Below are 25,982 nucleotides of genomic sequence, written 5' to 3' on the forward strand. Positions count from 1 at the left end.
AAATACAAGTGATCGGGGTGCCGTATGTCTATTTTTAAGAAACAGGAATCGTATTGGGCAAGCCGATTTGAAGATGATGATCATCTTGTTCATTTGCCTTATTGCAAGACAACCTCCAAACACCCAGACGATACGCAGCACCAGAATGATATATATAAGTCTTTGTCAGCCGATGTTTCATATAAAATCAAGTCCATGTCGCGAAATGCTCCTATGGCGATCTATACGATCTTATTAACGGGAGTTCAGTGTCTGTTATATAAATACACGAATGAAACCAAGATGATTATTGGCATACCAACGATGGAAGAAAAGAACAATGATCTATCGCTCTCGAATAAGGTTCTTGTCTTAAAAAATAATATCAATCATGTGATGTCATTCAAATCCTTATTTAATCAAGTGAAGGCAAGTTTAACTGAAGCCATTCAACATCAACGAATCCCTTTCAGAAAAATGGTTGAACGTTTAAATGTTCAGTATGATTCGAACCATGTACCTCTAATTCATACCTTGGTTTCGTTAAATGAAATTCATCCTGCCCTTGATGAAAATAACGTAAAAGCGGCGACGATGTTCCACTTTGATCTCGAGAACGACTTCATTCAGTTAAGATTAGTTTATGATGATGATCGTTATGATCGCGATTATATGGTTCAAATTGTAGAGCATCTTGACCAATTGTTTTCCATTGTGCTGAACCAACCTGATCTGGAGTTAAGTCAAGTTGATATGCTATCAGAGTTTCATCGAAACAAGCTGTTATATGACTTTAACGATACAAGGGTTGAGTATCCACAGAACAAGACGATGCATCAATTATTTGAAGAACAGGTGGAACGAACACCGGACCATCCGGCAGTTGTATTTGAGAATAGACAGTTAACGTACAGAGAGTTAAATCAAAAATCCAACCAATTGGCCCGATTACTTCAAGCTAAGGGGGTGCAGGAGGGGCAGTTCGTTGGCATTATGGCAGAGCGCTCACTTGAGATGATCATAGGTTTATTCGGTATTCTAAAAGCTGGCGGGGCATATGTCCCAATCGATCCGGAATATCCGGCAGATCGTATTCACTATATCCTTGAGGATTCAAAAGTGGCTTGGTTGCTGCATCAAAGTCATATACAGAAGCCTGAACATTTTGCAGGGACATGTGTCATTCTGGATTCTGAAATAAATCACTATGAGGATCATTTAAATTTGGACGATGGAGCGATCTCCAGTGATTTGGCATATATGATCTACACGTCTGGAACAACAGGTCATCCCAAAGGCGTAATGATTGAACATGCCAGCATTGTGAATTCCCTGCAATGGAAATCGGATTTTTATCATTTTACCGGAGATGATCGGGTATTAATGCTGAATCCTTTCGTTTTTGATTCATTTATTACTCATTTCTTTGGTCCGATGATATCTGGCTCGACAGTGTATTTGTTAAACCAGCAACAGTGTAAAGATGCTATAGCCATCAATACGATGGTCAAAAAACAGCAAATCACGCACATCCAAAGTCCACCCAGTTTCTTGATGACGCTATTGGAACAAGTAAGCGCGGAAGATTGGGCATCCATGAAAAATGTGGTGGCTGCGGGAGAGAAGATTGTTCCTGCCTTAATACACAAATTGCAGCGCATCAATCCACGCATCGAAGTTTGTAATGAATACGGTCCAACTGAAAATAGTGTTGTATCCACAGTTCTGTCGATCAAGTCGGCAGGTCAAAATATCTCAATCGGGAAGCCTATTATGAACAATAGAGTCTACATTTTAGGAGAACGGAATGAATTGCAGCCTATTGGAGTTCAGGGAGAATTATGTGTAGCCGGAGCAGGGCTATCCAGAGGTTACTTGAACCGTCCAGATCTGACGGCGGAGAAATTCGTGGATGATCCATTTGTTTCGGGAGCAAAAATGTACAAGACAGGTGACTTCGCAAGATGGCTGCCCGATGGGAACATAGAGTATATAGGAAGGGTAGATCATCAAGAGAAAATTCGTGGACACCGGATTGAACTTGGTGAAGTGGAGACGGCTCTTCTAAATAGTACCCAGATAAAAGAGGCCATCGTCATAGCCAGAGAAGATGAAACGGGAACCAAACAATTATGTGCGTACCTGGTAGGAGAGGATGCAATCACGATCGGGGAACTGCGGGAGGCGCTGTCCCAGCAGTTGCCAAACTACATGATTCCGTCCTATTTTGTACAGCTGGATCAGATGCCGCTCACGTCTAACGGGAAAATCGATCGCAAAGCTTTGCCTGCTCCCAAAGAACATATGTTGAAGGGCATGGAGTACGAAGCACCCCGAACGATGGTGGAACAACAACTTGTATCGATCTGGGAAGAGGTACTTGGGGTAGAGAACATCGGGATTTTGGATAATTTCTTCGAGCTTGGAGGAGATTCGATTAAATCCATTCAAGTCTCTTCAAGATTATATCAAGCAGGTTACCAGGTGCAGATGGATCATCTGTTTAAAAATCCAACCATAGCAAGCTTGATTCCCTATGTTCAACCCATAAGTACCCTGTCAGAACAGGGAATCATCACTGGAAAATTGATGCTGACTCCAATCCAGTATTGGTTTTTTGAGCATTACAAGGTGGACGCCCATCATTATAATCAGTCCGTGATGTTGTACCGGAAAGAAGGTTTTCATGAAGGCACACTTCGCCGTGTATTCGATAAATTGAGTGAGCATCATGATGCACTTCGTACAGTATATCGTCTTACAGAACAGGGTTATGAAGCGTGGAATGAAGGGTTGGCAAGGGAATCCTTATATACACTTGAAGTGATGGACTTCAAGTCATTAGCAGATCCGTCTCGAGAAATCGAGAAGAAGGCAAATGAAATGCAAAGCACGTTCACTTTGGAACGTGGACCTTTGATGAAGCTGGGCGTATTTCAATGTGCAGACGGAGATCATCTATTGATCGTTATTCATCACCTCGTCATCGACGGGGTTTCATGGCGAATTTTGATCGAAGACCTATCGAGGGGCTATGAACAATTAAGTGATGGAGAATCGATTCAACTACCGCAAAAAACGGCTTCATTCCAATTATGGGCAGAACAGCTTCAGTTGTATGCGAACAGTGATGCGATAACGCAAGAGATTGCATATTGGAATGAAATTGAACAAGCAACCTATAAGCCGTTACCTACAGATTTTAAAGCGGATCATGCACTGGAAAAAGACAGCGAAGAAATCACGATGGAATGGTCAGCGGCAGAAACGGAGCAATTATTAAAACAAGCGAATCGTGCGTATAAAACGGAGATTAGCGATTTGCTGCTCCATGCATTAGGCATGTCTATTCACCAATGGACAGGCATGGATAAAGTGCTGGTCAATCTGGAGGGACATGGAAGAGAACAAATTTTACCGGATCTCGATATTACACGAACGATCGGATGGTTTACGAGCCAGTATCCGGTTGTACTTGATATGGAAGCAAGTTCAAATATGTCTCTTTTCATCAAAACAAACAAAGAAATGATTCGTCAAATCCCTAAAAAAGGGATTGGTTATGGTATTTTACGATATTTAAGTGCACATCAGCAAGAAACGCCCTTTATCTTGAATCCTGAAATTAGCTTTAACTATTTGGGTCAATTTGATCAGGATCTTCAGAATAGCGGGATGCAGATCTCTCCCTATCCAGGCGGAGCAACAGCAAGCGACAATCACAGAAGAAATGTTCTTATCGATATGAATGCCTTAATTGTGGAAGGCAAATTGACGTTGTCCCTTCGGTATAGTCGCACCCAATATCAAAAAGAAACGATGGAGCGAGTGGTAACATATTTTAGAGATCATCTGCAAGAAATCGTGATGCATTGTGTGACAAAAGAGAAGCCGGAATGTACACCAAGTGATCTAACGTTAAAAGGAATTACCATTGAAGAATTAGAAGGATTTGTTCAAGAATCGGAACACATTGGTGAAATCGAAGATATATATGCTTTGTCACCGATGCAAAATGGAATGTTCTTTCATCATTTGCTTCATTCAAAATCGGAAGCGTATTTCCTTCAAACTACGCTGGATCTTCATGGTCCGTTAGACGTGGAAGCATTTACGAAGAGTCTGGATCAGTTGATGCAGCGTAATTCGATTCTCAGAACAAATTTTCATAGCAAATGGAATAATGGACCTCTGCAAGTGGTATACCGTCATAAACGGAATGGGCTAACATACGAAGATTTGCGTGAGATGAATGAAAAAGATCGTGAAGCATACGTGGCAGAATATACAAGAGCAGATAAAATAAAAGGTTTCGACCTGTCTCAGGATGTGTTAATGCGTATTTCGATCTTGCAAACGCATGACCAAACCTATCGTTTCATTTGGAATTATCATCATATTTTGATGGATGGCTGGTGCCTGTCTCTTGTAATCCAGGAGTTGTTTGATGGATACTTTGCTATTCAGGAACAACGAAAACTGGAGGCAAAGAGTACAATTCCATACAAACACTATATTGAATGGCTGGACAACCAAGATCATGAAGAATCCCTGAAATACTGGCGTGACTATCTGCAAGGTTATGATGAGCAGACCACTTTGCCAAAAGAACATTCAATTACGAAGAGTGATGAATATCATTCAGAGCATATGATTTGTACACTTAGTCAGGAATTAACCGGACAGCTCGCACAAGTGGCCAGTCAGAATCAGGTGACGCTGAACACGTTCATGCAGACAGCCTGGGGAATGTTGCTACAGATATATAACGGCAGTGAGGATGTTGTATTCGGAAGCGTGGTGTCGGGCAGACCTGCGGCGATTGTTGGAGTTGAGCGAATCATTGGTTTATTCATCAATACCATTCCTGTACGCGTTCAGACTCAAGGTAACGAGACATTTGCAGCGATTATGAAGCGGAATCAGGAACATGCTGTCGCTTCGCATCCACATGACACGTATCCGTTATACGAGATTCAAGCGGAAACATCGCAAAAGCAAAATTTGATTGATCATATCCTGATATTCGAAAATTATCCTGTACAGGGCATTATGGAACAGTTTGGGGATCAGGAAGAGACAGCTCTTCGGATTACGAATGTAGAAGCAGATGAACAAACAAATTATGACTTTAACCTGATTATCAAACCAGGCCAATCCATGAAATGTATGTTCTATTACAATGCTAACGTCTATGACCGGGCAAGCGTAGAACGCATTCAAGGTCACTTGATTCAGATGTTGGAGCAAGTGGCCAACAATCCGCTTATCCCTATCCATGACATTGACTTGACTACAACACAGGAGAAAACACAAATTTTGGAACAGTTTAATGATTCTATGGCTGAATATCCAATGGACAAGACAATTCATGGACTGTTTGAGGAACAAGCAGCAAGAACTCCCGAAAACGTTGCGGTTGTATATGATGATCGACATTTAACCTATCAAACGCTGAACGAGAAAGCCAACCAATTGGCAAGAACGTTGAAGGCTAAAGGCATTCAAAATGATCAGTTAATCGGGATCACCGCTGATCGTTCGCTAGACATGGTTGTAGGAATCCTTGCGATTTTGAAAGCGGGTGGCGCATACGTGCCGATTGATCCTGAATATCCGGAGGATCGTATAAACTACATGCTTGATGATTCGGGTGTACATGTATTATTAATGCAAAGTCATTTGCAAGAATGCATCTCTTTTGCAGGAGAGGTCGTTTGCCTGGATCTACCTGAGTCCTATAATGAAGATCATTCCAACTTGGTAATGACTGCTGCACCAACAGGCCTGGCATATGTAATTTATACCTCAGGAACGACAGGTAAACCAAAAGGGACATGTATTGAACATAAAAATGTGGTGCGATTGTTGTTCAATAGTAAAAATTTGTTTGATTTTAATGCATCAGATACATGGACATTATTCCATTCCTTTTGTTTTGATTTTTCGGTATGGGAAATGTACGGAGCATTGCTCTATGGCGGAAAACTGGTTATCGTACCTCAAATGACGGCAAAAAGTCCGGAACAATTTCTACAATTGTTAAAAATCGAGCAAGTGACGATATTGAATCAAACGCCAACGTATTTCTATCATCTTCTTCAGGAAGAACTGGCAGGTCATGCAGCAGATCTGAAATTAAGAAAAGTGATTTTTGGAGGAGAAGCCCTCAATCCCGTGTTATTGAAGGAATGGAAGCTTAAATATCCATTTATCCAGTTAATTAATATGTATGGGATAACCGAAACAACGGTTCATGTAACGTATAAGGAAATAACCGACATTGAAATACATGCTGGAAAGAGCAATATTGGAAAACCAATCCCAACGTTGCAGACCTATATTTTGGATAAACATCAACGCATTCAACCGATCGGTGTTCAGGGAGAATTAGTTGTAGCAGGTGAGGGCCTTGCCAGAGGTTATCTGAACCGGCCTGATTTAACCGCAGAGAAATTTGTTGATCATCCCTGGATTACAGAAGGGAAAATGTATCGCACAGGAGATGCCGCAAGATGGCTGCCGGATGGAAATATTGAATATCTGGGACGAATCGATCATCAAGTGAAAATTCGCGGTTACCGAATTGAGCTTGGCGAAGTGGAAACTGCGCTTTTGCAAATAGACTCCATTCAGGAAGCGGTCGTTATTGCCCGTGAGCATGAGGATGGTTCGAAGCAGTTGTGTGCGTATTGGAAAGGCGACAGCTCACTGACAGCGAAGAAAATCAGAATGGCATTATCTCATGAAATTCCGGATTATATGATCCCGTCTTATTTTGTTCAATTAGAGCATATACCGTTAACTTCCAATGGGAAGGTTGACCGTAAGGCATTGCCATCTCCACAAGAACATATGCAAAAAGGGACCGAGTATATGGCGCCGCAGAACGCTGTAGAACAAGCGATCGTCGCTGCCTGGGAAGCTGTGCTTGGTGTTCAAAAGGTTAGCACATCAGATCATTTTTTTGAACTCGGGGGCGATTCGATTAAATGTATTCAAGTTTCCTCACGACTGCTTCAAGCAGGGTATAAAGTGGAAATGAAGCATTTCTTCACCTATCCGACAGTAGCGGAGTTGAGTGAACACGTGACATCCGTGAGCACTATTTCTGACCAAGGGGAAGTTACGGGACAAGTGATGCTGACACCTGTTCAGCGCTGGTTCTTTGATCAAAATATGGTGGACGCACATCATTACAATCAGGAAATGATGTTCTTTCGTGAAAAAGGGTTTGATGACCACTTCATTCACAGCATCATGGATAAGATCGTGAAACAGCATGATGCTCTCCGCATCCTTTATCGACAAGCGCCTGAGGGCGGATATGAAGCGTGGAATCGAGGGGCAGACGAAGATGGATTATACAGCCTTGAAATCGTTGACCTCAAAACAGAAGCAAATCCTGCATCGTTCATTGAAAATAAAGCAAAAGAAATTCAGAGTGGTATGGATCTGTCTCACGGACCTTTGATCAAACTTGGGTTGTTCCAATGTGCTGAAGGGGATCACCTGCTTATTGCCATTCATCATTTGTTGGTAGACGGGGTATCATGGCGTATTTTATATGAAGATATTCAGACAGGGCAAGACCAGTTCTTGAGAGGTGAAGAAATTCGGCTTCCTCAAAAAACGACCTCGTTTAAACAATGGGCAGAACAATTGTCTACATTTGCAGACAGCCCGGCGATGAAGCAAGACAATCAATACTGGAGTCGAGTGGAGCAGGCCCAGCTAAGCCCGCTGCCTAAAGATATGGATTGTGATGAGACGATTGGCAAAGATAGTGAAACGATCACCATTCATTGGACCGCAGCGGAAACCGAGCAATTATTAAAGCAAACACATCATGCGTACCATACGGAAATTAATGATATATTGCTAACCGCATTAGGAATGGCTGTTCATGATTGGACAGGCATGGGAGAAATCCTCGTAAATCTGGAAGGGCATGGTAGAGAAGACATCCTGCCAGAGCTGGACATTACGCGTACAGTGGGATGGTTTACGAGCATGTACCCCGTTATGATTACGATGGAGTCCGGGGCTGACTTATCAAGGAAGATTAAGACCGTTAAGGAAGGACTGCGTCAGATTCCAACCAAAGGCATTGGTTACGGGATTTCGAGGTATTTGTCACATGGAGATGAAGAATTCAAGTTAGAGAAAAATCCCGAAATTAGTTTCAACTATATGGGACAGGTGAATCAGGATTCGGGCCAAGATGGTATTAAATTCTCGCATTATTCCAGCGGGCCATCTGTAAGTGAAAACAACAAGAGACCATTTGTGCTGAATATCAATGGCATTGTTACAGAGGGTCGGTTGTCGCTGTCCATCAACTATAGTTCAAAACAATATCGCCGGGAAACGATGGAGCAATTGGCTTTTCTCTATAAGGAAGGTCTTAATAGAGTCGTTGAACATTGTGTAACGAAGGAACAAACCGAGCTGACGCCAAGTGATATTTCATGCAAGTCATTAACCATTGATCAATTGGATCAAATCGTGGAACAAACTGGGCACATCGGTCGAATCGAAAATGTGTACCCACTTACACCATTGCAGAAGGAAATGCTGTACGAAAGTGAACGAAATCCAATTTCTGGCGCTTACTTTGTACAAATCATGTTTGATATGCATGGAGATTTGGATGTTACCTCTTTTGCGCAAAGTTTGGATCAATTAATGCAAAGGCATGCGATATTAAGAACTAATTTTTACAGTGATTTCGTGGACATCCCTCTTCAAATTGTGTATCAAGAGAAGAAATTTGAATTTAACTATGAAGTTGTAGCTGGCACAAGTGAGCTGCAACGTAAAACGTATGTTGACGAGTATATCGAGCAGGACAAGGCAAGAGGATTTGACTTACAACGAGATTCGCTAATACGTATGTCTGTTTTACGAACAAACCATGAGGAATACCGCGTCATATGGAGTTTTCACCATATTTTGATGGACGGCTGGTGTATGTCTCTGGTAAGCAAAGAGATATTTGAGAATTATTTTGCGATTCGGGAAAATAGAAAGCCTCAAGTGACTCTATTAACCCCATATAGTCAATTCATTGAATGGCTGGAACAGCAAGATCATCAAGGTGCAATAACGTATTGGACTCATTACCTGAAGGGTTATGAAGGACAAACGAAATTGCCTGGAGAAAAAATCAAACCGAAACATGAAAGACAGGATTCCAGAACGTTAAACTGTTATTTGGATGATGTACTAATCGAGCAAATGAAACAGATTGCGGAACAGCAACATGTTACTCTCCATACGTTAGTGCAGACGGTCTGGGGTGTATTGTTGCAGCAATACAATGAAAGCAACGATGTTGTATTCGGAAGTGTGGTATCGGGCAGACCTCCTGTCATTCCTGGGATCGAAAGTATGATAGGATTATTTATTAATGCGATTCCTGTTCGTATCCAGGCTCAGGCCGATGAGTCATTTATATCTCTAATGAAAAGGAATCAGGCACAAGCTGTGGAGTCACATGCATATGATACGTATTCGTTATATGATATTCAAAATCTGACCAAGCAAAAACAATCTCTGATTAACCATGTTGTTGTGTATCAGAACTTCCCGGTAGAGAACCGAATGGAGAGTCTGGGTCAGAAAGGTGAAACACCGCTTGAGATTATGAATGTTGGGGGTACAGAACACAATAGTTTTGATTTTACTTTGATCGTCAAGCCTCATGAAAATATGAAGATCATATTGATGTACAATGCCAATGTGTATGACCCATCTACCGTTGAACAGATTCAAAAACACTTTATTTCCATGATTCAACAGGTGGTAAGTAACCCGGAAGTTAAAATAAACGAACTTGCGTTGAGTACGTCGAACAGTTATTAGACGTGAATGGCAAACTTAAACGAACCTCAGTAACGTTATTTCATCATATCAGGGTGTCAGAATCTAAAAATCGACCCACTTGATGAAATAACGTCTCTGTGATTCGTTACACCACAGACCTGTGCAAATCTGAGCGAATAGCGTGTGCCAGGTTCATTAGAATAAAATAACTTTAATAAGGGATGTCCTCAGTCATGCTCATGACTTATGGCATCCCCTTTTTATGCTCCGTTAATGAAGAAACTGGAAAATTACTGTAGATGGAGAAATGAAGTCTCTTACGTGGTCGGATCAACATTGTGATGTCACAAGCGAGGCAGATCAGCTGTTGAAACTGCGGAAGTTCATTCAACAGATCGTTGAAACGATATAAGGAATTGCCTGAAGCTGAGGGAGGGTATGAATGAATGGAATGGATTCCCGTATACATTTTAATCGACCTTTTAACAATTCCTCCCTTCTGACCGATATATAATAAGTACATCTATGTAATCAGAAAGTGAAAGGAGTGCAGAACATGGATATTGCAGCATTATCAATGGCGATGAGCCAAGCTTCAGTAGTGCAGTCGGCAAGCTTGCAAGTGATGTCGATTACGAAAGACATGGCACAGCAGCAAGGCCAGCAGATGGCAGAAATGTTGAAGTCAGTGCCTGCTCCTCATCCCAATCTGGGTGGAAGTCTCGATCTTTCGGTTTAGTTGAAATACAGCATGTGTCCTCATGTAACACCCATTGCAGCAAGCAAAACCCAGACAGCTCCAATTCGAATGAATTGAAGCCGTTTGGGTTGTTTTTTTTCTAAATACATTCCGAAATTATGATCTTTTTATTACAATCTTCTCAGCGAAACTTTGACAAGCTTGGCAATCTGCCTTCAAAGGGCAGTGTATCCTTCAATGTCCATAACTCATCGTAACTGGAAATCTGAAGATCGGCTTTGGACAAGTCCTGATTGCCTGATCCCGGATTGCGATATCCGATACAGCGCATGCCTGCACTTTTGGCGGCCTGAACACCATTGCGCGAGTCCTCGATCACTAGACAATTCGAAGGGGATGCACCAATCATCTCAGCGGTGGTCAGGAAAATATCTGGTGCCGGCTTGCCGTTTGTAACTTCCTCACCTGTCATTCGCACCTCAAAGTATTGTCCAAGTCCGGTTTTGTCCATGATCAAATCAATCAGTGCACGTGGAGAGGAAGAAGCTACCGCTATGGGGATGTGCTGCTCGTGCAGCCAACTTAACCAGCGTTCCACGGAAGGCATCGCCGTCAAGTTCGGATGGGCAAGCATGGTTTGCATCACATTATGCTGATGATAAGCAAATATTTCTTCCAGCGTAGCTGTCAGCTGATGTTTGTCCAGTACTTGCTGCCACATGGATTCCAGCGTAACTCCAACATAGGTATGATGTTCTTCATCAGTCACCCTTGCTCCAAAATGGGTAAAAGAGCTGCGCTCAATCTCAAAATAAATCGGTTCGCTGTCAATTAGTACACCATCCATGTCAAAAATGACCGCTTGAATGATGTCATCATTGGGTGCTCCCAGTCCGTTAGATTCTTTGTTTGCTGCCATGTTGTATTCCTCCTCCAGGATTGTGTAAACATATGTCTCTAATGTAATCCATTCATGGTTAACCTTCCACTTTAGAAACTGGAACCGCTGGATTGCAGCACAACTTTAATGGCATGTGAAGAGGCTTGAAGTGTGCGTCCCTGAATATCGCAGCCAAGTGTACGGAATGCCTCTTCGTAATCCTCCAACGGGAAGGAGTGGGTGATGATTTTTTTTGCCGGAATAATCCCTTGTTCAATCATATAATGTGCGGTAGCAAATGTCCCCAGAGAATCGATGGAACCAATAATTTTCAGACTGCGGTCCACAACTTCCTTGGGATTGAAGGATGTGTTTCCATCTCTCAGACCAACCAGCATCAGGTAACCGCCGCTGGCGAGTTGGGAAAGTACTTGTGTGCCCACAACGCCCGTTGTATCAACGATCATATCGACCTGCTGGGTTGCGGGTGACAGTGATTCTATGGCATTTTCGAAGGATGAATGAACTTCCCAACGATCAGGTGCAATGGAACCGGCAATGGCTAAGCGTTCTTCGGAGATGTCGACCAGACAGCCGGTAACCCCTTTGGAAGCGAGCGCGTAGCTGTACAGAATGCCAATCGGGCCTGCACCGAGGATGATTGTTCTGAAATTCGGCAGTAGATGAATCTGATTAATCCCCGTCAGCATACAGCTGAGTGGTTCCGTCAAAGTTGCTTCTTCATAGCTCACATGGTCCTTCAATTTGTACAAAAAACGATCCTCGGTCACATAATAATCTGTAAATGTCCCGTCAGCACTCACACCTGTCTCGGTAACAGACTTATGTGTGCAATGATTTTGTCTGCCTGTTCTGCACATGTCACACTGTCCGCAATAGTAGGTAGGATCGATCACAACACGGTCGCCCGGTTGTAATGTCGTTACCGCAGAGCCAACATCAATGACTTCCCCGGCAGACTCATGACCGAGAATGACAGAAGGAACCGCATGATATTTGCCGCTGACAATACCGAGATCGGTACCGCATACACCAGTTGCTCGAATACGAACCAACACCTGATTATCTCTTGTAATTTCCGGGACAGGCCGTTCCTCAAGCGCCACATCCCAAGCCGATTTATATACCAATGCAAGCATGATATAACCTCCTTGTAATTATATAAAATATAAATATAGCGATTCATCTTAAAACAGTTTCAGACAAGATACGAAAGTAGTGAAGGGGACGAAATCGATTCTGGAGAAGCGAAGTGTTCGCCTCAAAGCTTTCTGAAAGAAAGCTGCTTCGGAAGCATATGCTATCAATGGATTTTTCCCTTGGGAAAGGGAAATCAAGAAAATCCGTGGATAACAGCGATCATAAGAACGATTCGTAACCGAAACGACCACTTCGAACAGTTGCATTGAAATGTTTTAATTAACGCTGGCGAGCACTGAATCCAGCCGCTCTACAATCTCAACCAGTTCGTCTTCGGTTGTGGTAAGGGAAGGCCGGACCTTAACAACGTTGCCGAAGCCATATCTTGAACTTCTCAAGATCAGATGCTCATCTGTAAAAGCGCGGTCAACAATGGCATTGGTTTTGAGCGTATCCGGTTCATTACCGTCACCTACAATCTCCAAACCCCACATTAACCCGACACCACGAGCTTCACCGATACTTGGGTACTTCATTGCCAATTCTTGTAGCAATTCACCCAAAATTTCACCTTTGCGTTTCACCGCATCCAGAAACCCGGGTTCGGATACCACTTCCAAGGTGGATTTGGCAGCGGTTACGGAGATCAGATTACTTCCTGAGGTGAAGGAGTGTTCGTGCTTTTCGAGCACATCCAGCCGGGATTGCATTAATACCGCAGCAACAGGTACGCCGATTCCGCCAAGACCTTTCGCAAGGGTAATCATATCAGGCTGGATATCAAACAGTTCGCTGGCGAACATGGTTCCGGTACGACCGATGCCTGTCTGCACTTCGTCGGCAATAAGAATAATATTGTATTCATCACACAGTTTACGCAGACGTTTGAAATATCCGGCAGGAGGAATAATATTGCCGCCATTCCCGAGAATGGGTTCGATAATCATACAGGCGACTGAGCCGGAACTTGCATATTCTATCGCATCTGATATAGCTTCAACGCATTGATAGCCGCAGTCTCCGTTTGAGGATTTGAAGGGGCAACGATAACAGTATGGGGCAGGTACATGGACAGCGTTAGCCACAGCCGAATTGGGGAAGCGTTTCCGCCGGAAGGCATTTCCTGAAATTCCGGTGGCAAATTGGGTCTGCCCATGATGGGATAGATACAGGCTGATGATGTCTGTCGATTCGGTATACTTCTGTGCAATTTTGGTTGCACATTCGTTGGCAGTTGAACCAGTGATATCCCGCATCCATCCGGCATTAATGTCGTTTGGAGCATATTCGATTAAGTGATCAAGTACTTCATTTACGTACGGTTCGGTGAAGGAGGAAGACATATGCGTCAGATTGCCGACTTGTTCCTGAATTTTGCTGACTACATGTGGGTGATTATAGCCCAGTGACAGATTGAATGTTCCCGACACGCCATCCAGGTATTCAACACCTGAATCGTCAATCAACTTAATCCCTTTTCCGGCTATGAAGCGGTTGTTGGTTAAAGTTTGCATACGATTTCCTCCAATATAATGGTGTACTAGCTCGAACGAAGCTCAACAATCCCGGATGATGCGGGCATCACCTCCCTTAAGAAACGATGTTTACATTTCCTTGCTATGTTGTGCGAGAGCAGCACGTACTGCATTATTTTTTACAGTCCATAGATGAGAGACCATCAATGTGAGCAGCAGGATCAGACAGAATCCGGCCAAAATCCAGATCGTATTCACGACAGGCCCTGTACTCATACTCCATCCAGTCACATACTGCAAGATGGCACCTCCAATACCACCCGATGCGATCAGGATACTGGTTGTCCGCTCGGTCATACCGGGAATCAGAACATTTGCGTAGACTAGTGCGATACAGAACAGCCCTGACATGAACAGACCGGTTCCGAAGATCAGCACATACGTTGCCCACTGTCCAGTTACAAATACCATAGCGGATGTGAACAAAAACGTACCGACTGTACTCCAGATCAGGAAAGGCATATAGTTGACGGCTTCCGCTATTTTCCCGGAGAAAAGACGACCGATGATCATCGCAATCCATAGGATGGAGACACTCAGCGATGCGACGGATTCCTGAAGCTGCAATCGTTCTACGAGAATGGAAGGCAGGAAGTTCATCAATCCCAATTCCAATCCCATGTAGATGAAAAAGAAGATGACGAAGATCGTCAGCAGACCCAGATGTTTTCTCGAATATTGGGCTTTACCTGCTGCATGTGCCACTGTATTCTCGCCAGCCTGTTCCAGATACAGTGCGGCTGGCCGCGGCATAGTGATCCACAGCAACATGAGAATCAGTGACAACACGGCCACCGTATAAAACGTAAGATGCCACAGATCCATCCAGATGAATAAAGCAGCGACAGCCGGGATGAGAAGTGCTCCAAGAGCAAAGAAGACATCCAGCTTGGACATGGCGACCGCCTTTTGATTCTCAGTGAATTCGATCGTGAATGCACCTACAGAGGGTTCGATGATACCTGAACCGAAACCTACGATAATCGTGAGAAGAAGAACTACAGACCAGGATGGCAGAAAACCGAGTAATATATAGGCGGCTACAATACAGATCAGGGCAAGGGTCAGCATCGCTTTTCTTCCGATACGGGCTGTCAGGGCAGGAGCTGCGATTACACCGACAAGAAATCCAAGAAACTGCAGAAATAACAAAAATCCGCCATCACTGTAACTGCGCTCATAATGTGACAATAAAACAGGAAGAAGTGCACCGAGCACAACGCTGGTTATGCCGATTAACAGATAAAAACCGCAGCTTAGAGCGAATATTCTTTTCAAAAGCCCGCCTCCTAGTTGGATATAAATTTTATATTATGTAATTTATGTTTATTTCATATATAACGTATACCATAATTGTCCAAATGTACATGCTTTTTGTTGTAAAATAATGTTAAATTTTGATGAAGAGAAATATTTATCGTACTAAATTTTTTCTAAAACGATTTCGTGTCGAAAGGATAAATATGAGCCAATCCATATGACCTTTTAACAAGGTTTGGCATCTATATTGATCGAGAATAGTAAAACGTGCATATATAAAAAAACGTTCCCTGTCTGAGTAGACGGGAAACGTTCTGATTAACCGTTTTATATGATGATACCTGACCTCAACGTATCGCCATTAAGCAGTTTGCACAAAGAAAATCCCATCGAATGGTGCGTGCGCAGACGCGGGACCACTTCGCAAAAATAAATAACCGTTTGCATCGGGAAGACCCAATATATCCCGATAAGGCTCAGGAAAATCTCCGGAATATATTTGACACACCAGTTGATGTTCCTCTAGCAAATGGTCAATTCCTTTCACACCGTTTGGTAAAGTGGGAGAGAAAAATGAAAATGCAGGGAACTCCTGATCGTCTAATTCCATCTCAATCAAACGTACGCCACTTAGCGGAATGGGTGGAACGGGACATACGGAAGTGAGTGGATGCGAAGATACTGTGACATAAGTGCACCCGGCAAGAATATTCTCGTTCCATTCCAGCTCATCTCCCGTATAGGTTACCAGATCCAGAAAGTATTCGGAGGCGGAGTAGGTCGAGAAGACCGAGATATATTTATCTTTTGGTAAGGAAGGGATATGGACCTGCTGTGAAAGTGTATTGCAATTGATGGAGAACAGATGTAATAAAGGCTGACCCTCAGGGTTGAGCGGCCAGTCGGAAACGTATGCAGTTTCTCCACCAATCCACATGCCAGAGTCTTGGTTTGGATCATTGGGGTCAACTGTAAATCGAGTAACTTTGTACATGAGAGGCTCCTTTCAGAGTGTATTTTGGCATTCATATATAGCGTTGTATGTGTTTTTATATAACAATTTATTGCTTCGTTTCAGTATAAATGAGATGATGTGGAATGAAAATCAGTACAAGGTACTAACTCATTGCACGATGCGAATGAACATACCAGCACTCTAAGCACCAGTGGCAATACTATAGATGAGAAGTGGTGACACATGTTAATTAACAAATACATAAGTGAAACGGGATTCTGCTCCCGCAGGGAAACGAACCGTTTAATTGCGGCTGGACGAATAACGATCAATGGGAGGGTATGTGAAAAAGGGGCGGAAGTTGAACCTCACGATGTGGTACTTATTGATGGGAAGAAGATTCCTCGTAATGACAGCGAACCTGTCTACATTGCTCTGAATAAACCCATTGGTATTGTCTGCACAGCAGCAGAACATGTGGAGGGGAACATCATTCAATATATGAATTATCCTTCTCGCATATTTGCGATAGGCAGGCTGGATAAGGCATCTGAGGGGTTGATTTTGCTTACGAATGACGGAGGCATTGTGAACAAGATGATGCGTTCGGAGCATAATCATGATAAAGAATATGTAGTGACTGTAGACAAACCCATAACTGACGAATTCGTAAAGTCCATGTCTGATGGCGTTGAAATTCTGGACGTGGTGACCAAGCCCTGCGAAGTGTATAGGCAAAGTGACAATGTATTTCGTATTATTCTGACACAGGGTCTCAACCTGCAGATCCGCAGAATGTGCAAAGCCTTGGGGTACCGAGTCCTGAAGCTGGAGCGCGTGCGAATTATGAATATTACGCTGGATCAACTGGAGCGGGGGCAATGGCGTCATCTGGAGCAAGAGGAACTGGAGATTCTGCTGTCTCAATTGAATGAGATAAAATGAATGACTTCTGCTGCATGTCAACGGTGGTCAACCATGATGTCCAGTTATATCAGTAAAAAATGAAGCAAACACTAACCCCTATGTGGATTAGTGTTTTTGTTGTTAAGCTTGTGTCCTTTTTGTTCTGAAATGTAAGAGCCAAATAGGGTTAAGAACGCACCGAGTACAATCACCCAGGTTATCTGCTCTTGAAGAATCAGTGCAGATGACACAACAGTAATGACAGGCACCAGATAGATATATACGCTCGTTTGGATAGCTCCGAGAAGATTCACGGCCCGGTTCCAGGTCACGAAACACAACGCGGAGGCACCCAGACCGAGGTAGAGAATATTGGAGAGATTGGTCATGTTTGTGAAGCGTCCGAGTTCCAAGTGGAATTCAAACACGAATAGAGCTGGCAGCATGAAGATCAGGCCATAGAAGAATACCTTGCGAGTCGCGCCAATGGTGTGATAACGAAGCTGGCCAATTTTCCGCATTAACACAGAGTAGATCGCCCATACCGCAGGTGCTATGAAAGCAAGCAGATCACCTATCGGATTCAGTTGCAGAATGAAACTGCCGTTCAGTGCGATAAGTAGGATGCCGCTCAAGGCAATCCCGAATCCGATGATAAAGCGGCGCGTTAACTTCTCACCATCCAGGAAGAAATGTGCGAGCACGGCAGTGAAGAACGGGGCAATGGAGACAATAACACCCACGTTGGAAGCTGTTGTGTACACCAGAGCAATATTTTCAATAAGAAAATATAACGTCACCCCACATAGTCCTGCTCCAATAAATAACCATTCTTCTCTGAATGAGGCGATCCGCAGTGAACGTGGATAGATCAATAACAGTACCAAATACCCGATCAGGAAACGGAAAAATAAAATTTCCACTGGAGTAAAGTCAATCAACAGAACCTTCGTCGAGACAAAGGTAGTTCCCCAGATCAGTATAGTAAACAAAGCGAGTAAATGTCCGGTAGAGGCTTTAGTGTTTTGATGACCAAGATGACTTGTCATATGATGTTAGTGGTGGTTCGTTTCAACTCCGAATCATGATTGAAAATACGTCTATATTGCTTGGGTGTCAGGCCAATCAGTTTTTTGAAAAAATTCGTAAAATGGCTCTGGTCACTGAATCCTGTTTGTGCGGCTACTTCAATCGGAAGCAGACCTTGTTCCAGCAGACGTTTGGCTTGATTAATGCGAATCGTTTCCAGGTAACGGTAAGGTGATATCCCTTTCTGGCGCGTGAATAAACGCAGCAGGTGGTACTTGCTCATCTCCGTCAAATCGGCTAACTCGTTCAGTGAGATGCTCTCCATGTAATGAGCTTCTATGTAATCACATATGCGTCTGATCTCTGTGGTCACATCCTGTGTGGAAACAGGTGGTTCAGCATCCGAATAATCTCGCAGCAATTGATCCAGTAGTAAGAGTAACAATTCTTCTTTGCAGAAATCGGATTGCTCTTCCAGAATCATCTGATGTAGCTCGTGCAGGGAACCCACAAGTTCACTTTGATAGAGAACGGGGGATGTGAACCGTGGCAAGTAAGCTTGTCCAGTAATCTCTCTCACATACTCTCGCATAACCTCAGGCTGGACATTGATACAGCGATAATCGAGGGTTCTGCCATCGACCTGTTCGCAGGCATGAGGATCATGTGGATTAAAGACAATCATATCTCCGCTATTCAGCATGTATTCTTCGTTGTTGCAGACGAGGTGTCGCTTGCCTTGTTCAATGAATCCAATGACGTAATAGTCATGAAAATGATTGGGAAACTTCTGCATAATGCCTTCAAATTGATAAGCTTCTAGCTGTAGATCGGTATCAAATACGACAGTCCGGACTTCCCGAGTCATGATGCACCTTCTTTCTGGTATGTTAACGTCATTATAGGTTGCAAAGAAGGAATTTTCTTGAACGATATTGCTATTGCTCGAAGTGTTTGGTCGGACAGATATCTCTAAAAACAAAATACCCGCAATCCCGGAGGGAAAGCGAGCCCTTTGCTAAGTATAGTTGATTCATGAGTTCAAACCTATATATAGTGGAGAAAAAATCTCTGGAACAATAAGTAATTGTTCTTAGTGTAACGTAGCGAGTATTTCAGGTGTAAAAGGGTGAATTTCAGATACGCGGCCTTCCTGTATTTTAACTGCCCATGCCGGGTCACCAAGAAGCGCACGTCCCACAGCCACCAGATCAAATTCCTGTTGATCGAAACGCTTCATAAGCTCGCTCATACCTGGATGTGTTGCTTTATCTGCTCCTGCTTCAGGCTCATCTGGCATACCCACAGAACCGACGGTAATGGTGGTTTGACCACTTAGCTTTCGCACCCAGCCTGCAAATCCAAGCTCAGATCCTTCAAACTCGGGCTCCCAGAAGCGTCGTGTCGAGCAGTGGAAGATATCTACACCTGCGTCAACCAGCAAATGAAGGAATTGTTCCAGTTGTTCGGGGGTGTCGAACAGTCTGGCTTGATAATCATTCATCTTCCATTGGGAAATCCGCATCGCGATAGGGAAATCAGGACCTACCGCAGCACGAACTGCCATTACAACTTCAACCGCGAATTGAGTTCGTTTCTGTAGGTCACCGCCATAGCGGTCTGTTCTCCTATTCGTTGTTTTCCAGAAAAATTGATCGATCAGAAAACCGTGTGCACCGTGAAGCTCAATTCCGTCAAAACCAATGCTTTGTGCATTGGCTGCTGCATCTGCATAAGCTTGAATCACAGTTGCGATCTCTGCCTCCGTCATGGGCGCACCTACTTGAGTACCTTCCATATCAACTCCCGATGGACTAAGAGATTCAGCTTCTGGGTGAGGTTGAGATCCAGAAGGGCGGGTAATACCCAAGTGCAGAATTTGCGGGAAAATCTTGCCGCCAGCTTCATGGACTTGTTTGACTACTTCAGCCCAGCCGTGAAGAGCTGCTTCTCCATACATATGAGGGAGCCTAGGCTCACTTGATGCGGACGGATGCTCAATAGTTGCACCCTCTGTAATAATGAGTCCAACACCATGCTCGGCACGACGGCGATAATATGCAGCTACATCGGGACCTGGCACACCATCCGGGGAGAAGGCACGAGCCATGGGGGACATGACGATGCGCGAGGATAGGGTTAACTTTTGAACAGTGTATGGTTGGAACAGAAGCTCCGTAGAAATAACGTTATGTTGTTGATTACTCAAACTAAGCACCTCCATTATTATGCACCTTCAAGCGGGTACAAGTGCAATCTTAACAAGGTGTATAGGCATGCTCAACCAACAATCGAAGCATTTTGTTGCTTAAGCGAAAGACACGGATTATTGTATGGTGTCTTTGCACTTACTTTCACTTGTTGAACAATTAACACTTATCTATAATGAAGGAGTCTAACCAAATATTTTGTGTACAAAGGAGGATTGGGACATGTCTGGTGTATTGTCTCCAAACTCGAATGATCCGCGTGTAATCCGCACGCGTCAATTAATTCTTGATGCGTTTATAAACCAATTGAATATTAAAAATTTCAACAGTATTACGATTCAAAACATTACAGAACAAGCCACAATTAACAGGGCTACATTCTACGCCCATTTTCAGGATAAATATGCACTGCTTGAAGCCTTTTTAGCGGATGCTTTTATGGAATATGTGACGAAAAGAGTGGACCCGGATGCCCGGTTATCAGCCGAAACCATACAGCAACTTATATTTTCATTATGTGATTATCACGTCTCAAGTAATGGTTGCATCAAAAAATATGAGACAGTTGCACCAATTATTGAAGAGAACATCAAGACTCAACTGGAGCAATTCCTTCTTGAATTATTGAGCAAAGTAGCGGGTGATGTAGATCCCAAAACGCTGAAAATTACGGCAACCACGCTAAGTTGGTCGATCTATGGCATGACATATCGATGGAATATTGAAGGCGGGCAGGAATCTCCGGCTGAATTAGCCAACAGAGTGGTCCCTTATATGATGGGTGGATTGGAATTGTTGAATTAACTTTATTTAACGGAATTGCATTACTATTCGAATGGACATAGGAGGAAAAACAAGATGTTTGAACATTTGGTTGTTTTTAAATTTAGCGATAAAACCACACTAGCTAAACAGCAGGAATGGGTGGATCAATTGCTCGCGTTACAGGAACAAATACCGGGGATTGTCGGGCTGACCGCAGGGATCAATGCAACGGAAGAAACGGATCGTATCCAAGGTTACACGATTGGATTGAGAGTGACGTTTGAAGATCAGGAGGCATTGCGCGCCTATGGTCCACATCCTGCTCATCAGGCATTTGTAGCTTCCCTCGATGGTTGGGTGGAAGATGTAATTGTAGTTGACTATGCTATTTAAAGGCGCGAAATCAGAGGTTTAACCAATATAGGAGTTGAAGATTCCCATGTGTTTAATTTTATTTGCTTACAACATGCATCCAAAGTATCCGCTTATATTGGGATCAAATAGGGATGAATTCTATCACAGACCTACGGCTCAAGCACACTATTGGGAAGATCATCCTCATATATTGGCTGGGCGGGATTTGTCGAAAATGGGAACCTGGATGGGCGTAACCACAGAGGGGCGTCTGGCTGCTATCACGAATTATCGGGATCCAAATGAAGAGGTACATGCCAAGGGCTCAAGAGGAGATCTGGTTGCTGATTTTTTAAAGGGGACGTCCACACCTGAGCAATATATGCAACATGCGGAGCAAAGTCGCAATGATTATCCTGGCTACAATTTGTTAGTAGGTGATCCTGACGACCTCTATTATTATTCTAATGTGGGTAATGTTGTGATGAAGTTGAAACCGGGAATATACGGGATTAGTAATCACTTGATTAATACAGATTGGCCCAAGGTGAAACGTGGGAAAGAAGGGCTGGAGAAAATCATCCTTGGTGAGGACGAAGCTACCCTGACAGAACAAATATTAGGTTTGCTGCAAATGGCAGACCCTTCAGTGGATGAGCTTTTGCCCCATACAGGTGTTCCATTGGAGTGGGAACGTTTGCTTTCTCCCATCTTTGTTAGAAGTGAGAAATTCGACTATGGGACCAGAGCTTCATCCGTTGTTCTGATGAACAGAGAAGAAGTGTTTTTTACGGAGAGGGTTCACCAGAACGGAGAGGTAATGGAGCAACGTTTTAACATCAAGCCTCTTAACTCGACAAGCTGAGAATATGAAAGAAATGATGTTCTAACATTATGCATTAACATGAATTTACATGAATCACTGAAGTTAAATCCAAAGTTCATGTTTCTCTTCTTCTGAGTGTGAAGAGTATTTTCGTTTTTCTGTGTCAACTAATTTAACGCGACATAAACCGTTTAAGAGTACCTTTTGTATAACGCGCCCAATTTTAGTTGGGCTCTTTATCTCTTATCACAATTCTATGTTATGAATCATGGAACTTCCCTGAATAGTTTATATAATGTGAATCAACATAATATGATTTTGCAGCGGTTTGGTTGATTCTAATTTCAGGGGGGCAACGTGGGATGAAAGAAACCAAAAAGATGAGAGTTTTTTCACTGGGGATTCAGCACGTACTCGCGATGTATGCGGGAGCAATTCTGGTGCCTTTGCTTGTGGGCAGAGCACTAAATCTGACTGCAGAGCAGTTGGCATATCTGGTATCCATTGACCTGTTAACGTGTGGGGTTGCAACATGGCTTCAGGCTCGGAAAGGGAAGTATTTGGGTATTGGTTTGCCAGCGGTGCTCGGAAGTTCTTTTGTAGCGGTGACACCGATGATTGCAATTGGATCGCAGTACGGAATTCCCGCCATTTATGGGTCGATCATCGCAGCCGGGTTATTTATCGTCATCTTTGCCGTATTTTTCAGCAAAATTGTCAAATTGTTTCCACCAGTTGTGATCGGTACAGTGGTAACCATCATCGGTCTTGCGCTGATTCCAACGGGAATTAAAAACATGGCGGGTGGAGCAAACAGTGAGAATTTCGGAAGTTTGGACAATTTGGCGCTTTCATTTGGTGTATTACTGTTCATTCTAATCCTGAATCGATATGCTCGCGGGTTTGTTAAATCCCTGGCTGTTCTCCTTGGTATTATCGTGGGCACCCTCATCGCAGCCATCATGGGAAAAGTGAATTTTGCCTCTGTACAGGAAGCCTCCTGGTTCCATTTACCTCAACCCTTTTACTTTGGATGGCCTACCTTTGAAATCGGCCCCATTATTACAATGATTATTGTAGGTACGGTGGTTATCATCGAATCAACAGGTGTATTTATGGCTTTGAGCAAAATCTGTGATCAACCGATCAACGAAAAAGATCTGGCACGGGGATATCGCGCAGAAGGTCTCGCGTTTGTTCTGGGTGGCATCTTTAATGCTTTTCCATATAATACATTTGCTCAGAATGTCGGTTTGGTTCAGCTCTCCAAAGTGAAAACGACCAATGTTGTTGTTGCAGCCGGAGGTATACTGGTCTTTCTCGGACTTATTCCGAAGGTAGCTACTTTTGCAACCATTATTCCAAGTGCTGTCCTCGGAGGAGCAACTGTTGTCCTGTTTGGAATGGTCGTCTCATCCGGGATCAAAATGCTGCAAAACGTCGACTTTGGCAAACAATCCAATCTATTGATCGTGGCTTGCTCCGTTTCACTTGGGCTCGGTGTTACTGCTGTACCCGATCTGTTTGCCCAGCTTCCTCAAAGTATTCGGATTATTGTTAGCGATGGTATCATTACGGGAAGCCTGTCAGCGATCCTGCTTAATGTCTTCTTTAACCTTGCTCTGAAAAAAGAGAGCTTGCCAGTACAGCCTGTACAGGCTCAAGAAGCACACACGTAATCCTTGTAATAACAGACGTGTCATCTAGTAGTAAGTAAGCGGAATAGATCCAAGACGGTTTTCTGGGAAGTGGAGTGAAAGGGAATGACCCCACTTGGCAAAGAAACCTCTTGGATTTTTTGGTGCTTACGATTCATGAGGAATGCAAAAGACATGCAAATATGCTAAAGTTTCATCAAGAACATTTAATATGTTCGTTTAAGTCAACAACCTCTTGAATTGAATTTCCATGCGACTACATAAATGAGCATTGGTTCACAAGGCTACAATATAACCAAGGGATATCCCTGGTGCAGAAAAGGAGTTGTGATCACCATGCAACAAGAAACGTTGAACAAAGGTTGGAACTTGGAGAATAGTTATGCGCAGTTGCCGCAACCCTTTTTTACAAGTCAGGGCGCAGTGCCTGTTGAATCACCAAAGCTGATTATTTTCAATAGACTGCTTGCATCCAGCTTGGGTCTGGATGTGGAGTCTCTTGACAGTGAGGAAGGAGCGGAAATTTTTGCAGGTAACCTGATTCCGGAAGGGGCCGAGCCTTTAGCTCAAGCCTACGCAGGGCATCAATTCGGCAATTTTAACATGCTTGGAGATGGGCGTGCTTTGCTGCTGGGTGAACAGATTACGCCACAGGGCGAGCGAGTGGATATCCAGCTGAAAGGTTCAGGGAGAACACCGTACTCTCGTGGAGGAGATGGACGTGCTGCTGTAGGGCCCATGTTGCGAGAGTATATTATTAGTGAAGCGATGTATGCACTGGGTATCCCAACAACACGCAGTCTGGCTGTGGTATCAACAGGAGAAAACATTATCCGCGAAACAGAGCGGCCAGGTGCCATTTTAACGCGTGTGGCTTCCAGTCATATCCGGGTAGCAACCTTTCAGTACGCAGCAAGATGGGGGTCTATTGAAGATCTTCGGGCGTTGGCTGATTACACGTTGAATCGACATTTCCCTGAGGTTGCTCAAGCTGAGAATCGTTATCTTTTGCTCCTTCAGGAAGTTATTAAACGGCAGGCGGCACTCATTGCCCAATGGCAGCGTGTTGGTTTCATTCATGGCGTGATGAACACGGATAACATGGCAATCAGTGGTGAGACCATCGATTATGGTCCGTGTGCCTTTATGGATGCTTACAATCCTTCAACCGTATTCAGCTCCATTGACAGACAAGGTCGCTATGCTTATGGTAATCAACCGTATATTGCCGGGTGGAATTTGGCTCGCTTTGCCGAGACGCTTCTGCCGTTGTTGCATGAAGATGAAGAACAGGCCGTGCAACTCGCTCAGGATGCTATCGCACAATTTTCTGAATTGTACCATCATGATTGGCTCAAGGGAATGCGTGCCAAACTGGGCTTGTTGGATGAAGAGGCCGAAGATGAAGCGTTGATTAAGGATCTTCTTGAACTTATGGAGAAGCGTAGTGCAGATTACACCAATACGTTCCTGGCTTTGACCTTTGATACATTGGAAGGCACAGCTTTGTTTGGCACGACAGAATTTGCTGAATGGTATGAACGTTGGCAAGCAAGATTGGATAGACAGCAAGGGGAGAAGGAAGTCTCTGGGCAGTTGATGCGAACAAACAATCCAGCTGTCATTCCTCGCAATCATCGGGTTGAAGAAGCGCTTGAGCGAGCAGAGAATCATGGAGATCTTAGCGTGATGGAGAAGCTTTTGGCAGTTCTTTCAGATCCGTTTGCACACTCACCTGAACAGGCTGAATATGCCGAACTACCTGCACAATGTAATACTTCGTATCAGACTTTTTGTGGGACCTGATTGAACAGTAGGAATAAATATGAAGAGGCTGCCTTGGGCAGCTTTTTCATTTTTTTATTCTGTCATGAACGTTAGAATTCAACGTTTTTATTGAATTTTTAGATTATCATGCAATAATCAGAGAAGTAGA

16 protein-coding genes are annotated in these 25,982 nt (G+C 43.6%); 8 read left to right on the top strand and 8 right to left on the bottom strand.

Annotated elements, in window-relative coordinates:
- The first annotated feature begins 24 nt into the window (after window positions 1-24).
- Entirely contained in the window at window positions 25-9,846 is a 9,822-nt protein-coding gene (locus tag MHB71_RS06850; protein WP_340029141.1) for an amino acid adenylation domain-containing protein, read from the top strand.
- A 517-nt stretch (window positions 9,847-10,363) separates the two neighbouring features.
- Window positions 10,364-10,546, top strand: a complete 183-nt coding sequence (locus tag MHB71_RS06855; RefSeq protein WP_017687882.1) for a YjfB family protein — start codon at window positions 10,364-10,366, stop codon at window positions 10,544-10,546.
- Window positions 10,547-10,688: 142 nt separating this feature from the next.
- On the opposite strand, the gene MHB71_RS06860 is transcribed toward MHB71_RS06855, so the two are convergent.
- The 5 genes from MHB71_RS06860 to MHB71_RS06880 all read right to left on the bottom strand — a co-directional run bounded on the left by MHB71_RS06860 (window position 10,689) and on the right by MHB71_RS06880 (window position 16,337).
- A complete protein-coding gene (locus MHB71_RS06860) occupies window positions 10,689-11,426 on the bottom strand; it encodes an HAD family hydrolase (RefSeq protein ID WP_340029142.1) in 738 nt (245 codons plus the stop codon).
- 71 nt (window positions 11,427-11,497) lie between these two features.
- Entirely contained in the window at window positions 11,498-12,547 is a 1,050-nt protein-coding gene (locus tag MHB71_RS06865) for an alcohol dehydrogenase catalytic domain-containing protein (protein WP_339177221.1), read from the bottom strand.
- A 276-nt stretch (window positions 12,548-12,823) separates the two neighbouring features.
- A complete protein-coding gene (locus MHB71_RS06870) occupies window positions 12,824-14,062 on the bottom strand; it encodes an aspartate aminotransferase family protein (RefSeq protein ID WP_340029143.1) in 1,239 nt (412 codons plus the stop codon).
- Between the two features lie 90 nt (window positions 14,063-14,152).
- Window positions 14,153-15,361 (bottom strand): MFS transporter, encoded by a 1,209-nt coding sequence (locus tag MHB71_RS06875; protein WP_340029144.1) that lies wholly within the window; start codon window positions 15,359-15,361, stop codon window positions 14,153-14,155.
- A 343-nt stretch (window positions 15,362-15,704) separates the two neighbouring features.
- The gene (locus MHB71_RS06880; protein WP_340017720.1) at window positions 15,705-16,337 is read right to left on the bottom strand and encodes a DUF1963 domain-containing protein; all 633 of its coding nucleotides are present in this window, start codon (window positions 16,335-16,337) and stop codon (window positions 15,705-15,707) included.
- A 204-nt stretch (window positions 16,338-16,541) separates the two neighbouring features.
- Between MHB71_RS06880 and MHB71_RS06885 the strand changes: the two genes are divergently transcribed.
- On the top strand, window positions 16,542-17,243 hold the full coding sequence (locus MHB71_RS06885) for a pseudouridine synthase (RefSeq protein WP_340017719.1): 702 nt from the start codon (window positions 16,542-16,544) through the stop codon (window positions 17,241-17,243).
- 71 nt (window positions 17,244-17,314) lie between these two features.
- Here the strand turns inward: MHB71_RS06885 and MHB71_RS06890 are convergent, their stop codons facing one another.
- The 3 genes from MHB71_RS06890 to MHB71_RS06900 form a co-directional block, all read right to left on the bottom strand.
- Window positions 17,315-18,253: a DMT family transporter gene (locus tag MHB71_RS06890; protein WP_340029145.1), complete on the bottom strand. Its 939-nt coding sequence runs from the start codon at window positions 18,251-18,253 to the stop codon at window positions 17,315-17,317.
- A complete protein-coding gene (locus MHB71_RS06895; RefSeq protein WP_340029146.1) occupies window positions 18,250-19,101 on the bottom strand; it encodes an AraC family transcriptional regulator in 852 nt (283 codons plus the stop codon). Before MHB71_RS06895 ends, MHB71_RS06890 begins: the two co-directional genes overlap by 4 nt.
- A 225-nt stretch (window positions 19,102-19,326) precedes the next feature.
- Window positions 19,327-20,442: an NADH:flavin oxidoreductase gene (locus MHB71_RS06900; protein ID WP_340029147.1), complete on the bottom strand. Its 1,116-nt coding sequence runs from the start codon at window positions 20,440-20,442 to the stop codon at window positions 19,327-19,329.
- 223 nt (window positions 20,443-20,665) lie between these two features.
- Between MHB71_RS06900 and MHB71_RS06905 the strand changes: the two genes are divergently transcribed.
- The 5 genes from MHB71_RS06905 (at window position 20,666) to MHB71_RS06925 (ending at window position 25,852) form a co-directional block, all read left to right on the top strand.
- Window positions 20,666-21,247 (top strand): TetR/AcrR family transcriptional regulator, encoded by a 582-nt coding sequence (locus tag MHB71_RS06905; RefSeq protein ID WP_340029148.1) that lies wholly within the window; start codon window positions 20,666-20,668, stop codon window positions 21,245-21,247.
- A 54-nt stretch (window positions 21,248-21,301) separates the two neighbouring features.
- Entirely contained in the window at window positions 21,302-21,601 is a 300-nt protein-coding gene (locus MHB71_RS06910; RefSeq protein WP_340029149.1) for a Dabb family protein, read from the top strand.
- A gap of 46 nt (window positions 21,602-21,647) precedes the next feature.
- The gene (locus tag MHB71_RS06915) at window positions 21,648-22,427 is read left to right on the top strand and encodes an NRDE family protein (RefSeq protein ID WP_340029150.1); all 780 of its coding nucleotides are present in this window, start codon (window positions 21,648-21,650) and stop codon (window positions 22,425-22,427) included.
- A gap of 323 nt (window positions 22,428-22,750) precedes the next feature.
- Window positions 22,751-24,067 carry a nucleobase:cation symporter-2 family protein gene (locus tag MHB71_RS06920; RefSeq protein ID WP_340029151.1) on the top strand — a complete coding sequence of 439 codons (1,317 nt, stop codon included), beginning with the start codon at window positions 22,751-22,753 and terminating at the stop codon, window positions 24,065-24,067.
- Between the two features lie 315 nt (window positions 24,068-24,382).
- Window positions 24,383-25,852, top strand: a complete 1,470-nt coding sequence (locus tag MHB71_RS06925) for a YdiU family protein (RefSeq protein ID WP_340029152.1) — start codon at window positions 24,383-24,385, stop codon at window positions 25,850-25,852.
- Window positions 25,853-25,982 lie beyond the last annotated feature (130 nt).

The organism is Paenibacillus sp. FSL H7-0940 (assembly GCF_037979415.1).
In the GTDB taxonomy this organism is placed as follows: Bacteria; Bacillota; Bacilli; order Paenibacillales; family Paenibacillaceae; genus Paenibacillus; species Paenibacillus amylolyticus.